This is a genomic window from Spiroplasma turonicum (genome assembly GCF_001262715.1).
GTDB classification, from domain to species: domain Bacteria; phylum Bacillota_I; class Bacilli_A; order Mycoplasmatales; family Mycoplasmataceae; genus Spiroplasma_A; species Spiroplasma_A turonicum.
This window is the reverse complement of the sequence record NZ_CP012328.1, coordinates 59608-75465: the sequence shown is the minus strand read 5'-3', so window position 1 is coordinate 75465 and position 15858 is coordinate 59608. Positions and strand designations below refer to the sequence as shown.

Genomic DNA, 15858 nt, shown 5'->3' with positions numbered 1-15858 from the left:
CTATGAAAAAACACTATTTAAGAATAGTGTTTGTTATTATACCAATTACTATTGTTACTACAAATAAAATTATACCTAAACTAAACATTCAAATTGACATTGTTTTGTCAGTTCCTCTTTCTTTGGAGTTAGAGAACAATTCATCATTACCACCATTCAAAGCACTTAAACCTGTTTGGGAACTTTTATTTTGAATTAATCCAACTACTATCATAAGAAGAGAAACAATTAATGCTATAACTTCAAAAACAAGTATAATTTGATTAGACATTTCTTTTTGAGAAGCTGATGCTAATAAATTCATACTTTACCTCCATTCAATATATATATCTTACTATATTATTGCAAAATTATACAAAAAATAAATGATTTATAACTTGTTTTATATATACTAACAGTTTTACATATATGCTAAAATAGATTTAACAAAGAGGTTTGTATATGCAGTGATTAGATATCATTTTTAAATTATTACAAAAAATATTTAAATCAAATTCCTTTAATAAAAAGTATAGGGTTGTTAATTCAAAAAAGTTAAAAAGTATAATTAATAATAAAAATTGACAGGTGGTTGATTTAAGAAATAATGTTGAGTACGAAGAACATCATTTAATTAACACCACAAACATTCCTTATTGAACTTTTAATTTTAATTACTTTAAGAAAATTGATAAGAATAAAAAAATACTTCTAATCAGTAATGATTATAGAAGCAATTTGAATATTTATAAAAATCTTAAAAGAAAAGGATTCAAAGTAAGACTTTTAAATATTGGTTATAAAAATATAAGAAATCATCCTTTTTATGATGATTATACTAAAGTAATTGTTTATTAATTATTTAATAAAAAGAATTCTGTTAATTCTATTTCAAGACCTTTTGCTAACTTTTCAATTGCTTTTAGTGATATATTTCTTTTACCTCTTTCAGCATCTGATATATAATTTTTGTGCAATCCTGATCTAAAACTTAATTCTTCTTGAGTGATTTTTGCATTTTGTCTTAAACGTTTCATATTATAACTAAAAATTTCTAAAATATTGTTTCTTTCCATGTTAACCTTCCTTTAATTGTTGTGATATTTTGCTTATGTTTTTAAATAAATTACTAACACCTGATTTAGATATTTTTATATTTCTTTCTTCTAATAACTCAACTAGTTCAGAAAAAGAAACGTCGGGGTTTTCTAATCGTAAATCAGCAAGTGTACGTGCTTTTTCTGACAATAAATTGAAAGCACCTTGTTCTTTAATAAATGTAATCTCTTTAATTTGTCTACTACCTGTTATAATAGAATTTTTCTGATTATAAAGTTCAATATTCATATATCGATTAAGATTATTTTTCAAGTCCCTATTAATTCTACTGTTCTCAAAATTCATAACTGATTCTGAAGCATCTATAAATTTTAAAAAATCTGACACTAACATTGATTTTTTTATATATGCTACATAATTTTTTCTTCTTGATACAATTCTAAAATCAAACTTATAAAAACTCATTATTTTTGTAAAATAATTAGCTTCATCAATAGTTTTAAATTGTAGTTCTAAATGATAATTAGAAGTATCTGGGGAATTTACACTACCAACAGCAATAAATACCCCGGATATATATGCTCTAATTAAATCTTGATGTAATTCAAATGTATTAAAAATATTAAAATATGGGATCTCAATAATTTTATGATTTTTATTAAAATCAAATATATTATTTTCAGTTAAAAACTGCTTAACATTTTTGGTTAATAAAATTCTATACAGCTTTTTGTTGCTAGAGTTTTTTGGTAACTCAATTACAGCTGTTTGAAAGTCATCAAGGTAAAAGTTTTTCAGAATTTTAAAAATACCTCTTATTAAACTATTATTACTACTTGATATTTGAAATAAGACTTCATTATTATTATATAATATTTCACCATTAAATTTCAAAAATCCAACTAAAAGCATATGCATTTGTTTTTTTGAAAAGTTTAAACTTAAAATTTCATTTTTTACTTCAAGAGCAAAAGACATTATTTATTTTTCTTTTCTAATTGTTTTTTTAACTTCTCTTGTGCTTTTAGAACTTTTGGATTTGGTTCAGTGTTTTTAACTATATGTTTATTTTCACTTTTATCTTTTACATTATTAACATAAAAATAATGCTGTTCATAAATATAACCAGGTTTCCTTATAAAATAAGGTAGTATTCACTGTGTTAAAAAGATTATGACTAAACCTGAAAATGCAGTTAACCCTATAAGTGTTAATGATAAAGTTTTTTGATACATTATAAATAAGTGATCATCTGGTCTATCTAATTCGAGCATAAAACGAATAAAATTTCAAGCAAAGAAATAGCCTCCAAATTCAACACCGCTTCTTGTTAATAGATATTTGTTTGGGTTGTTAGTATCAATTAATAATTTTCCTTTTTTAAACCTTCTTATTATTGGGTTCTTATCATTTATATTATCAATTTCTTTTATATATCTATCTTTTTGTTTTTCTTCAAAATTTAAAGATGTTGCTTCTTCTCAAACATCTCAATATGTTTTTTTACCTTCTTCTTTTTTTCTAGTAAAAAAATATTTATATGAGTATTTTATATCAAAACTATATTTTTCTGGATTTAATTTTCAGGGTTTTTTACCAATTCATCTTCCAATAAATGGTAAAACAAGGGTAATTATTAATCAACTTACTAATAAGAAAAAAGATTCATACAAGAATATTGGATGCATAACATAAACTTGACCTTGTATAAGATCATTTGTACTACTTCCAGTATATCTAAATGCCATATTATCTCTTATAAAAGCTGGTAATCAAGACATTACATTTTTATCTTCATAAAGACCTGCTGGTTTTCCAAATAATTCGTGATTGAAAAAATTTCCTCATCTACCAATTACTTGACCAAGAAGTACATTAGGAGCTATTGAATCAGCATATACTCAAACTGAAACTTTGTTACGTACAGAAACAATATTGAACATGATTATACCAACTGTAACTGTTGAAAAAATTGCACCATGAATAGACATTCCTGCCTTTCAAAAAGCAAATAAACCAAAAAAGCCTACGCCGTCAGCATTACTACCATTTTGAGCATTTAATTTACCAAAAAAGCTTGCTCCAAGTAGACCAACTGGTACAACAATAACAGCCGCTATTCAAAGTTCTCTAAAATTCAATTTTTTTCTATAGAATTGAACGGCACATCCTGCTATTGATAATATAACACCAAGTGTCATGGTCAAAGCATAAATATGAACAAATCCATAATCACTATAAACTCTTGTGCCTACATTTTCTTCAGACCAATTATTGCCTTGTAATCAACTTGATAACATTAATAACCACTACCTTTAACTTTGTTATTTTATCATAAGTAATTAATAAATTAGTTTATATTTTCTATATATTTTACTGCAAATTGTCCTGCAATAGCACCATCAGATACTGCAGTCGCAATTTGTCTAAAAGGTGTTTCCCTAACATCACCAGCAGCAAATAATCCTGCTATATTTGTTTCCATTTTTTCATTTGTAATAATATATCCTTCGTTATTTAAAATCTCTTTATTTTTAATAAAGTGAGTATTTGGATTATGACCAATAAATGGGAAAATTGCAGCAACTTCAAGTAATTGAACTTGTTCTGTAATTAGATTTTTAACAATAACAGATTCAACAAACTTGTTTCCATTAATAGCAACCACTGCACTATCTAATAAAAATGATATTTTTTGATTACTTTTTGCTTTTTCTAAACTTTTTTTATCAACTCTGAAATCTTTTCTTCTATGAATTATGTAAACTTTACCAGCAAATCTTGTTAAATAAATTGCTTCCTCAATTGCAGAATATCCTCCACCAACAACAACTATTTCTTGACTTTCATTATAAAACGCTCCATCGCAAGTAGCACAGTAAGAAACACCTTTTCCATATAATTCTTTTTCTCCAGGAATATTCAATAGATTTTCTTTTGTTCCGGTTGCAATTATCATTGTTAAAGAAGTAATTAATTTATCATTACTTAAAGTTATGAAAAAAATATCATCCTTTTTTTCAAAATCTTTTATACCTGCTCCCGCTTCTTCAGCACCTAGATTCAAAGCTTGTTCATAAAAATGAAATCCTAAATCAGGCCCCTTGATGTTTTTAAATCCTGGGTAATTTTCGATTTCATCTGTTTTCATTACTTTACCACCGGGTGTAGAATTTTCTAATAAAATTGTTTTAAGTCCTGCCCTGCATGCATAAATAGCTGCAGATAAACCAGCAGGACCTTCGCCAACTATAACTAAGTCGTAATCTGTTTTAATATGATTTTTCATATAATCATCCACTTTCTCTTCATTTTTTTGGTGTTATAAATTGTGAAAAAATTAACAAAATTATACCCATAATTAAAATTCCTGTTAAAGATAAATAATTTAAAACAGGTAACATTTTAACAGATAACTCATAAGGATCTCTGAATGAATCTAGCAAAATCCTTAATGTGGATATAAATATTATATAAATTGAACTTATTGCACCACAATGTAAAACTTTAAGGTCTAAAGGATTGTTTATTTTATAAAGTTCTTTAGAGTTTCTGCCTACAAATTCTCTTATTCTTGATTTATTTTTTCTTCATTGTATAAAGTTAGTATCTTTTTTTAATTCTTTAATTTTATCTTTGTAATTATTGAGCAGCTTAAGTTTTTTAATTTTTTCCTTAATGTCTTTTTTTAACTTGGTGTAGTTTTTTTCTGCCTTAATTACTTCTTGCTTTCTTGTATCGATTATTTTTTGAAATTCTTTATTTTTAACATTATCAGCCTCATACAATGTGAAAGCTTTCTTTCATACTCATGACATACTCATACTAAACTCATTATTTTTATTTTTTAAATACACAATTGGTATTTGAGTATTATAGTTGATTAGCTTTTCTTGTACTAATCATTTCGCAGTTTTATTACGCTTACATGGGAATGCATAAGGGTCTAAATTGTAAGGTTTTTTATTAATTAATTTTCAAATGTTAGGGATTAAAAAAATAATTATTATTCAAAATAAAAATGTTGCAATTGATTCATACAAAAATAGTGGTTCTCTAAATTGTAATGAAGTTAGTTCCTCACCAGTTTGTGGATTTCTAAAATAAAAAAGTCTGTGTCATATAAACTCAGGTAATCAAGTTATTTTATTCATTTGTGAATCTGATACTTGTTTACCCATTATTTCATGATTAAATAAATTTCCTCATCTACCTATTGACTGACCAATTAATACATTTGGAACTATGGCGTCTGCATATACCCATATAGATATTTTTGTTGTTCTTTTTTTATGTCAAAACCAAATAAAAGCAGCTGAACTCCCAAATAACATACCACCAAAAAAACTTAGTCCAGGTTCTCAGAAAAAAAATAATCTATATATTTTTCAATCCTCACCTGTTGAACCTAGTTTTCCGAACATGCTAGCCCCTATTATTGCAACAGGAATAGATATGTAAATACCATTTATAAACTCTTTCAATGGTATTTTTTTTATTCTTAGACAAACTATTGAAGAAGCAATAACCGCAATTACTCCTATAAATATAAAAATAGAGTACAAAAAAGAAAGACTATCAGAATACCTACCATCTTCCATAGGGAAAATGTTTTCGGGAATTGGACTTCCATTTACTCATTCCCCTGATTTTAAGAAATTAATCATTATAGTTTTGAGTTCTTTCTGCGATAAGTTCAATCTCGTCTTGGTAATTAGAGTTTTGTCTTAGTTTTAATTTGGCTACAGCTACTTCAATGATATTTGGAATATTTCGACCTGTAGCAACAGGTATTTTGATGTAGGGTAATTTAGCACCTAATATTGAGTAAGTCTGAAAATCGCTTCCAATTCTATCATAATCATCTGTGCCATTGTTTTTAAATTGAGATAGTTCAATTACAATATCTATTTTTGTATCATTCATAATTACCTGATAACCGTTTGTCTTAGATACATCTACAATTCCTATACCTCTAACTTCAACAAGATTTTTTAAAATTTCATGACTTTTACCAAAGAGCTCATTGTATTTTCTAACTACAACAATTCTATCATCACCAACAAATAAATGGTTTGCTTTTATAAGGTCTAAAGTAATCTCTGACTTACCTATTCCTGATTCACCAACTAGTAAAACTCCTTTACCGAATACATTTATTAAGGAACCATGTAGTTCAGTTGTTGGAGCAAAATAATCATCCATAAATTCCAATAAAGTTTGTGTGAAGTTACTTGTAGATTCAGATGAAGATCTTGCAACTAAAACTTTATTAGACTTTGCACAATCAATTAATAAAGAATCAGCAAACTTTTTAGTAATTATTATAAGTGGAACATTAAGTTTAAATAAATTCTTGTATCTTTCTTTTCTTTCAGATTCATTAAAGTTCATAATATACTGATATTCTTTTGTAGACATCATTATTATTCTATGAGATTTTTTTCCTTCTTCAAAATAACCTGCTAATTCAAGCCCTGCTCTATTAACACCATAAACTTCAACTTTATTTTCTAAAAGTTCTTCGTTACTTGATAAAGTTTCTAAACCAAAATTTGTTATAATGTCTTTTGCTTTTAAGATTCTCATATTATACCTTCTCGTTCAAATTAGTTTTTATTTCTTTATTATCAGATTTTCTATAACATCATACATCATGAGTAGACCATTTATTTAATATTGGCTGTAGAGCAATGAATGAAGTATAAACTAAGAAAGTATATATACTTAATGATATTGGTAATTTAATTAGCTTACCAATTAGATCTAGTCACGCAGCATTACCTTTTCAAGACATCATTCATATTTGATTAAACACTAAACTTTGAAAAATAAATACAATAGAATATATAACTATTACTTTTGCAAGTATATATTTACGATTACGAAAAACGAAAACAAGTGCACCAACTAACCCTAATAAAGATTTACAGAACATATAACCACAATGATACCCAAAACTATTTGGAGTTAATAATGTCATTAATGTATCTGTACACACTCCTGCGATTACTCCACAAAGTGGCCCCAAAAGCATTCCTATTAAGAATATTATTCAATCTCCAAGTGCTAATCTAATATTAAAACCTCCAAAAATTGCTTCTGAGATTTTATAAGATAGACCAGTTAAAACTGCACTAACAGCACATAACATTGACAATGCAGCAATGTGTTTAACAGATATTTTTTTGAATGTAAAACCTTCCATTCATAAAGCTACTATAAATAAAACTACTAAACCTAATGCACCTATAACATTAGTTATGACATATCAATTATTCATCTAATTCACTCCTGTATCATTCAAAAACTTGTGGGATAAAATATAAACTTCCACAAACTACAATATTATTGTATATGTTTTTGTTCAAAAATATTTTTCAATTATTAACATAGTTGAATCTTGCTTTTATTTCATTAGATATTTTTCAAGATTTAATGTGGTCGAATTCTGTGATATATAGATTACTAACATTTTCCTTTAAATAATTAATGATTTGATTATGATCTTTTTCTTTACTTGAAGCATATAGAAAAATAAAATCCCCATATTTTTTAATTTCTTGAACAAACTTTTTTACACCATCAATATTATGACAACCATCTATTAAAAATAATGGGTTTTCATTTAAAATTGTAAATCTTCCAACTGGCGCGATAAAATTTGTAAAATCAACATTTAAGTATTTTAACAATTCTTTTGCTAAACCAGCATTTGCAGATTGATAATCAACTTCTGTTTTAATTTTATTTGTATATATTAATTTAATATCCTTATAGTTATCGATAAAATTTTTATAAATAAAATTGTCTTCACTTATAAATACAGGACTATTTTTTTTTGTGATTTTTATTTTGTGATTAATAATACTTTCAATACTGTTACCTAATAATTCCTCATGGTCCATACTGACTGATGTTAAACAAACAGCTACTTGGTTATTGAATAAATTTGTGCAATCTAATAAACCGCCAATACCTGCTTCAACAACCACATAGTCCATTTTATATTTTGAGAAAAACAGTATTGCAATAAATGTCCATATCTCAAAAAAAGTTAGTTCGTATTGCAAATAGTTTTTTTCATAATAGTCATAAATACTTTTTAATTCATCATCTCCAATTAAATTATTATTTAATTGTATTCTTTCATTTTGATAAAGAAAGGCGGGTGATGTGAATAATCCAACATTTTTATATTTTGTTAATAAGCCATCATATATGAATTTAGAAGTCGAACCTTTTCCATTAGTACCAACTACATTTATAACTTTTAAATTATCTTGTGGATTACCGATATCTGATAACAACTTTTTTAAATTATACTTTTTACTGAATAGAGAGTTTGTTTTTATAAATATATCATCTACCTTAATCATTTAAATACTCCCTTAAATATTTTGCTGTGAAACTTTCTTCGCAATTAATAATTTGTTCTGGTGTACCGGTTACAAGTACTTGACCTCCATTACTTCCACCTTCAGGTCCCAAATCAATTACATAATCAGATACTTTTATAAAATCTAGATTATGTTCGATTGTTAATACCGTGTTTCCTTGATCTACTAAAATGTTTAAAACTTCTATTAATCTTTTTACATCATCAATATGTAATCCTGTTGTTGGTTCATCTAATAAAAATAATGTTTTACCAGTTTGTTTTTTTAGTAAAAATGTTGATAGTTTAACCCTTTGTGCTTCTCCACCAGATAAAGTTGTGGCATTTTGACCTAATTTGATATACCCTAGGCCAACTGCTAATATAGTTTCTAGTTTCTCTTTTATCTTTGGTATATTTTCAAAAAAGTCATTTGCTTCTTTTACAGTCATATTAAGTACGTCTCAAATATTTTTACCTTTATACTTTACTTGCAAAGTTTCTTCATTATATTTTCTACCATCACAAGTTTCACAAACTACTTCAACAAATCCTAGAAACTGCATATCAACTCTAATAACACCATCACCTTGACAGGTATCACATCTACCTCCAGGTACATTAAAACTAAATCTACCTTTCTTATATCCTCTAATTTTTGCTTCTGGGACTTCAGCATACAAATCTCTTATATCATCAAAAACTGATGTATATGTTGCAGGGTTAGAACGAGGCGTTTTACCAATAGGGTCTTGGGAAACATAAATTATTTTATCTATATATTCAAATCCTTTTATTTTTTTATATTTACCTGCTCTAATCAATTCTTTATGTAGCTCTTTTTTTAATCCTTTGTAAATAACTTCTTCTACCAAAGTAGACTTACCACTACCACTAACACCAGTGACTGTAATAAATTTACCTAATGGTAAAGTTACATCAATATTTTTTAAATTATTTTCTGTAGCTCCAATAATTTCAATTTTTAAACCATTTCCACCACGTCTTTTTTTTGGTACAGGAATAGTTAATTTTTTTGATAAATATTGACCTGTGATTGAATTAGGATTGTTACAAATATCTTGGTATGTACCTTCAGCTATTATTTGACCACCGTCTATACCAGCTTTAGGACCAATATCTACAATTCAATCCGCTTCCTTCATTGTATCTTCATCATGTTCAACAACTATTAGAGTATTTCCTAAATCTCTCAATTTTTTTAAAGTTTGAATTAATTTATCATTATCTCTTTGGTGAAGACCTATTGAAGGTTCATCTAAAACATAAAGAACACCAGATAGTTTTGAACCTAGTTGTTTGGCTAGTCTTATTCTTTGTGATTCACCACCAGATAAAGTTGTTGCAGATCTTGCTAATGTAAGATAATCCAAACCAACCTCATTTAAAAAACTTATTCTTGATATTAATTGATTTAAAACCAAACTTGCAATTTTCATTTGATTATCAGTTAATTTAATTTCTAACAAGAAATTTAGATTATCCTGGATAGTTAATTCTGTGAAATCTGATATTGAAAGTTTATCTATTTTCACACATAAAGCAATTTCATTTAGTCTTTTTCCAGAACAAGTTTTACATACTCTGGACATCATGTACTTTCCATAATACTTTCTATTATCTTCTGATTTTGTCTCTACATATCTTCTTTCAATTAAATTTGCTACACCTTCTATATAATCATAAGATCTTAAAATATTACCAGATGAGGTAACAATTTTTGTCTCTATAGGTTCATCACTTCCATACAAAATATTTTTTATTTGACTTTTACTTAATGTATTTAATGGTACATCTAAATCGATTAAATATTGATAACATAATAGTTTAAACTTTTGTCACTCTATGTTTTGAGTCCCAACTAAATTTTTATAGTATAAAACTCCTCCCTCATTTATTGATAAACTTGTGTCTGGCATTATCAATTCTGGATCAGCCTCTAAATTAACACCTAATCCTGAACAAGTATAACAAGCTCCCACTTTTTTATTAAAAGAAAATAAATTCGGTTCTAGATTTGGTATTGCAAAACCACACTCTCTACATGAATAATTTGTTGAAAATAGTTTTGATGTTTTATTTTTATTTGGGTAATAAGTTTTGATTAAACCTTTTGAATAATTTAAACCAACTTCTATTGCTGAATAAATTCTTGACTGAAGTTCTTCATCGTTTTTTTTAAAAACGACTCTATCTACTACTATATCAATATTATGTCTTTTGTTTTGTTCCAAATCTATGTCATTATCCAGTCCGATAATTTCATCATTTATCTGTACTCTCAAAAACCCTTCTCTTTTTAACTTTAAAAAAAGTTCTTTATGAGTTCCTTTTTTGTCTCTTACAACAGGTGCTAATATATAAAGTTGTTCATTTTCGTCAGAATCTAACTTAACTGATTCAACAATTTCTTTTAATGAAGATGATTTGATTGGTCCATGACCATTAATACAATATGGTGTTCCAATATTGGCATAAAGAATTCTTAAATGGTCATGGATTTCAGTTGTTGTTCCAACTGTTGATCTTGGATTATGACTTGTTGTTTTTTGATCAATTGAAATTGCAGGACTTAAGCCTTCAATTTCATCTACATCTGGTTTCTCAACTGTTTTTAAAAACTGTCTTGAAAAGGAAGATAAAGATTCAATATATCTTCTTTCACCTTCAGCGTAAATAGTGTTGAATGCAAGCGATGACTTACCACTTCCAGATAAACCTGTAAAAACAACTATTTTTTCTTTAGGTATTTCTAAATCAACATTCTTTAAATTGTGCTCTCTTGCACCTTTGACTATAATTTTATTTTGCATTTTGCTCCTAACTAGCTTCGATTTCAATAATTAAATCTCTAAGCTCAGCTGCTTTTTCATAATTTTCCTCTTTTGCAGCTTTCAACATTTTTTTTCTTAAATCTTTTATAATATTTTCTTTTTCAAGTTTTTTTTGTTTTGATTTACCACTTGATAATTTATTAAGTTTGTCTTTTAAATTAAACTCTCCATCAATGTCAACTATTTTTTTACTTATAGTTTTAGGAGTAATGTTGTGTTTAATATTGTATTCAATCTGTATAGTTCTTCTTCTTTCAGTTTCTTCAATTGCTTCTTTCATTGCATTTGAAATTGTGTCAGCATAAAAAATAACTCTTCCCTCTGAGTTTCTTGCGGCTCTCCCTATTGTTTGGATTAAACTTCTTGTGTTTCTTAAAAATCCTTGCTTATCTGCATCAAGTATACAAACTAAACTAACCTCTGGTATGTCTAAACCTTCTCTTAAAAGATTGACACCAACTACAACATCATAAACTCCTTTTCTTAAATCGTTTATTACCTGATTACGCTCAAGAGTCTTTAATTCTGAATGTAAGTATGCAACTTTAATATTTCTTGATTGTAAATGAAATGATATATCTTCAGAACTTTTAATTGTTAGAGTAGTAATTAATACTTTTTGCTTTTTTTCTACTCTCAAGTGTATTTCTTTTATAATATCTTCAATTTGTTCAAGTGTTGGTCTGATTTCAATAATTGGATCGACTAAACCTGTTGGTCTAATTATTTGTTGTATGACTTCATTATTTGTAAGTTCTAACTCATAATCTCCTGGAGTTGCTGAAGTGTAAATTACATTTTTTAGTCTTGATGAAAATTCCTCAAAGTTTAGTGGTCTATTATCTAAAGCACTAGGGAGTCTAAAACCATATTCCACAAGAGTTGTTTTTCTGCTTCTATCTGTGTTAAACATCCCTCTAACTTGTGGAAGCATCATGTGTGATTCATCAATTATAGTTAAAAAATCATCACCAAAATAATCAATAATTGTAAATGGTGCTTCTCCTGGCATTCTAAAATCAAGATGAGCTGAATAGTTTTCAATTCCATTACATACACCAAACTCTGCCATTGTCTCTAAATCATAATTGGTTCTTTTTAATAACCTATCTGCCTCTATAAATTTTCCTAACTTATTTAGTTCATCAACTCGGTGTTTCAACTCATTTTTTATATTTTCAATAACTATTTTAAGTTTGTCAAAATTAGTAACATAAGCAGAAGCAGGGAATACAGTAAATAATCTTAATCTATCAATTACATTATTGTTTAGAGAATCTACCATTTCAATTGCTTCTATTTCTTCACCAAACAAAGATATTCTAACATTATAACTGTCTGTCCAACTTGGAGCAATTTTTATAACATTACCTTTAGCACTAAAACATCCCATTTCAAGAGATGTATCATTTCGCACGTAACCAGTTCTAACCAAAAAAGTTAATAAGTTTTTTTTAGATATTTGTTGACCCACTTTTAATTCAAAAAATACTTTACTATATTCATTTGGGTCTTGACTTGCATATATTGCAGCAACACTGGCTACAACAATGACATCTTTTCTTGTTACCAAAGCATTCATTGCACTTAATCTTAGCATTGCTAAATCATTATTACGTCGTGCATCTTTATCTATATATAAATCTCTTGCAGCAACATAAGCCTCTGGTTGGTAAAAGTCAAAATCAGATACAAAATATTCAACTCTATTTCTTGGGAAAAACTCTTTCAACTCAATATATAACTGCATTGCTAAAGTTTTATTATGCGCCAGAATTAATGTTGGTTTGTTTATTTCCTTGATAACATTTGCCATTGTAAATGTTTTTCCAGTTGCTGTTGCTCCCAAAAGGACTTGATGTTTTTTATTTTCATTTAAACCCTCAACTAAACTTTTTATTGCCTTAGGTTGGTCTCCGTCTGGTTTGTATTCTGTTACTAAATCAAATAATCTATTTTCTTTTTCCATTTTTCCACCGCCATTAAAACTAAAAAATCTAGGTTTTTTTCCTAGTAATAAGTAAAATCTATTTTACATAAATAAATATTAAAATCAACTTATTTATCTATTTTTTTAAAAAAAACACAAATTTCTTTGTGATTTTATTATTTTATTTAATTTATTTAATTTATTTAATCTTTACAATAGTGCCTGATAGTCCGCATAAGGCATTTTTGCAATTTGATAAATCAGCAATTATTGATTTTCTGTTTGAACTTGAAGTTGCAAAGTTAATTGCTGCTTCAACTTTAGGTAACATACTACCAGGTGCAAATTGCCCTTCTTGGATGTATTTCTTTGCTTGTTCAATTGATAACTCATCTAATAACTCTTCATTATTTTTACCATAATTGATAGCAACTTTTTCAACTGCTGTTAATATCATCAAACAATCTGCTTCTACATCTTCAGCCAACCTTGCACTAGCAAAGTCTTTGTCAATAACAGCTGCTACCCCTTCAAAACCATCTTTAGTTTTTATGACTGGTATCCCACCTCCTCCAATTGTTATAACTATACAATTAGAATAAATAAGTTCTTTTATAATATCTTGTTCAATGATTCTAATTGGTTTTGGCGACGCAATTACTCTTCTTCACCCTCTACCTGAATCTTCTTTAAAGACTAAATTACTTTCTTCTGACAATTTTTTAGCTTCACTTTCAGAATAAAATGAACCAATTGGTTTTGTTGGATTTTTAAAAGCTTCATCATTAACGCTTACCTCGACTTGGGTAATTAGTGTAACAACATTTTTATTAATGTTTCTTCGTTTAAGCTCATTTAATATAGCATTTTGAAGGTGGAACCCAATGTATGCTTGAGACATTGCCCCACATTCTGGAAAAGGCATTAAGGGTATTTTGCTATTATTTTTATTAGCTTCTATAAATGAGTTATTTATCATACCAACTTGTGGCCCATTACCATGTGAAATTATTAATTCATCCCCATTTTGAACTAAATCCACCATAGATTTAGCTGTTTCTTTGACTATTTTAATTTGTTCATTAGGGGTGTTTCCTAGTGCATTACCACCTAACGCTACAACAATTCTAGACACTTTTTTTTCCTAGAATCATGGTGAAGTATTTGATAAAGGAAGTAAACTTCCAATAATTAGTAGTAATGCACAACCTACTAATAGTCCACAAATTAATGGTCAACTTGCTTTTAAGAATTTATCATATGAAATTTTAGAAAGCGACAAAGCAGCCATTAAAATTGCACTTGTTGGGGAAATTAAATTTACAATACCATTTGCCATTGAAAATCCTGTTATTGTACCAGAAGCTAATCCCGGGGTTATACCATTTGCAACAGGACCAAGTATTGGAAATACTGCTGTTGCAAAACCTGATGTCGACGGCATAACTATTGAAATTAATAAAAAGAATATAAAGGCAATAAATATGAATCCTGTTTTACCAAGATTAGATAGTGGATTCGATAAGCTTTTTACCAAAACTTGTTGCATACCAGTTTCTTCCATTATAAAACCAATACCTGCAGCAAAGGCAACAACTAAACAAACTGATAAGATATCAGCTGACCCTCTAATAAAACTATTAACATAATTTTCTTCACCTTTTCAATCAAGGCAAGCTATTATAATTGATGCAAAGAAAAATAATGCTGATATTTCTAGAAAATATCAATTACCAATTGAACTAAAAAATCTTGAAATGTATGGTGCTTTATCTTTAACCCAAATAGTCATGGAATCAAAAGCACTGACACCAAATTGACCTCAGGCAATTAAAGATATTATCATTATAATAAAAGTTATAGAAAACAATGCCATAATTGCTTTTCTTTTTTTTGTATACTCTGGCAAGTCTTGTGATATAGCAAACATTTTTTCATGCATGTCTTTATCTTTATATATTGGTGACTTGCTTGGATCTTTTTTAACTTTAATTGCGTAAAACATTACAAAGCCAATTCCGCCGGATGTTAATACAATTCAAGACAATAATCTTCAAACTATTCCAGTTGAAGTTCCTAAACCGTCTACATGAGCATTATCAACAGCAATTTGAATAACAAAAGGGTTTAATGTTGAAGATATTACACCAATACCTGCTCCAAATAGTATTGTTAGTACTGCAGTCATAACGTCAAAACCAGCTGCTAAAAGCACTGGAATGATAACAGGATAAAGTGCTATAGTTTCCTCACACATTCCATAAACAGTTCCTCCTATTGAGAATAGAAACATAATTATTGGAATTATTCAGATCTCGTGTCCTTTCATTTTTTTAACAAGTCTTCCAATACCTGCGTCTAAAGCTTGAGATTCGATTACTATTCCTAAAAAACCTCCAAGTGTTAAAACAAATATTGCAATGTCTACCTTACTTTGTAAACCCTTCATAGGCGCTAAAAATAAGTCAAATATACCTGCTGGACCGCCTTCATGAACAACTCCTTCTGCATCAGTGTAATCACCTGTTGTTCCAGGTATTCAAGATATCAATATTATTAACAATATTATTGCTAATAATATTGTGAATGCAGTTGGAAGTTTAAATTTGAACTTTTTTTTGGTTTTAATTTCGCTCATATTGTTAGTTACTCCTTTC

At 27.8% G+C, this 15858-nt stretch carries 14 protein-coding genes; 1 reads left to right on the top strand and 13 read right to left on the bottom strand.

The window, feature by feature from the left end:
- Nucleotides 1–13 precede the first annotated feature (13 nt).
- Nucleotides 14–304: a preprotein translocase subunit SecG gene (secG, locus tag STURON_RS00370; RefSeq protein WP_075047931.1), complete on the bottom strand. Its 291-nt coding sequence runs from the start codon at nucleotides 302–304 to the stop codon at nucleotides 14–16.
- Nucleotides 305–441: 137 nt separating this feature from the next.
- Here secG and STURON_RS00365 point away from each other — a divergent pair, with 137 nt between their 5' ends.
- Entirely contained in the window at nucleotides 442–837 is a 396-nt protein-coding gene (locus STURON_RS00365; RefSeq protein WP_075047930.1) for a rhodanese-like domain-containing protein, read from the top strand.
- Here the strand turns inward: STURON_RS00365 and STURON_RS00360 are convergent.
- The 12 genes from STURON_RS00360 to STURON_RS00305 form a co-directional block, all read right to left on the bottom strand.
- A complete protein-coding gene (locus STURON_RS00360; protein ID WP_075047929.1) occupies nucleotides 834–1055 on the bottom strand; it encodes a helix-turn-helix domain-containing protein in 222 nt (73 codons plus the stop codon). The genes STURON_RS00365 and STURON_RS00360 overlap by 4 nt on opposite strands.
- Nucleotide 1056: 1 nt before the next feature.
- Nucleotides 1057–2016 carry a DNA-binding protein WhiA gene (whiA, locus tag STURON_RS00355; protein ID WP_075047928.1) on the bottom strand — a complete coding sequence of 320 codons (960 nt, stop codon included), beginning with the start codon at nucleotides 2014–2016 and terminating at the stop codon, nucleotides 1057–1059.
- Entirely contained in the window at nucleotides 2016–3338 is a 1323-nt protein-coding gene (locus tag STURON_RS00350) for a prolipoprotein diacylglyceryl transferase (protein ID WP_075047927.1), read from the bottom strand. The genes whiA and STURON_RS00350 overlap by 1 nt, the downstream gene beginning before the upstream one ends.
- Before the next feature lie 50 nt (nucleotides 3339–3388).
- Nucleotides 3389–4327, bottom strand: coding sequence for a thioredoxin-disulfide reductase (trxB, locus tag STURON_RS00345; RefSeq protein ID WP_075047926.1), 939 nt, complete (start codon nucleotides 4325–4327; stop codon nucleotides 3389–3391).
- Entirely contained in the window at nucleotides 4311–5705 is a 1395-nt protein-coding gene (locus STURON_RS00340; protein WP_075047925.1) for a prolipoprotein diacylglyceryl transferase, read from the bottom strand. The genes trxB and STURON_RS00340 overlap by 17 nt, the downstream gene beginning before the upstream one ends.
- The gene (hprK, locus tag STURON_RS00335) at nucleotides 5698–6627 is read right to left on the bottom strand and encodes an HPr(Ser) kinase/phosphatase (protein ID WP_075047924.1); all 930 of its coding nucleotides are present in this window, start codon (nucleotides 6625–6627) and stop codon (nucleotides 5698–5700) included. Before hprK ends, STURON_RS00340 begins: the two co-directional genes overlap by 8 nt.
- A 1-nt stretch (nucleotide 6628) precedes the next feature.
- Nucleotides 6629–7321, bottom strand: a complete 693-nt coding sequence (locus STURON_RS00330; RefSeq protein WP_075047923.1) for a folate family ECF transporter S component — start codon at nucleotides 7319–7321, stop codon at nucleotides 6629–6631.
- Complete coding sequence (locus STURON_RS00325) at nucleotides 7314–8417, bottom strand: bifunctional folylpolyglutamate synthase/dihydrofolate synthase (RefSeq protein ID WP_075047922.1); 1104 nt, start codon at nucleotides 8415–8417, stop codon at nucleotides 7314–7316. Before STURON_RS00325 ends, STURON_RS00330 begins: the two co-directional genes overlap by 8 nt.
- Complete coding sequence (gene uvrA, locus STURON_RS00320; RefSeq protein WP_075047921.1) at nucleotides 8410–11250, bottom strand: excinuclease ABC subunit UvrA; 2841 nt, start codon at nucleotides 11248–11250, stop codon at nucleotides 8410–8412. Before uvrA ends, STURON_RS00325 begins: the two co-directional genes overlap by 8 nt.
- Before the next feature lie 7 nt (nucleotides 11251–11257).
- Complete coding sequence (gene uvrB / locus STURON_RS00315; protein ID WP_075047920.1) at nucleotides 11258–13240, bottom strand: excinuclease ABC subunit UvrB; 1983 nt, start codon at nucleotides 13238–13240, stop codon at nucleotides 11258–11260.
- 160 nt (nucleotides 13241–13400) lie between these two features.
- Nucleotides 13401–14336 (bottom strand): carbamate kinase, encoded by a 936-nt coding sequence (arcC, locus tag STURON_RS00310; protein WP_075047919.1) that lies wholly within the window; start codon nucleotides 14334–14336, stop codon nucleotides 13401–13403.
- Between the two features lie 9 nt (nucleotides 14337–14345).
- Nucleotides 14346–15839 carry a YfcC family protein gene (locus STURON_RS00305; protein WP_075047918.1) on the bottom strand — a complete coding sequence of 498 codons (1494 nt, stop codon included), beginning with the start codon at nucleotides 15837–15839 and terminating at the stop codon, nucleotides 14346–14348.
- Nucleotides 15840–15858: the final 19 nt, after the last annotated feature.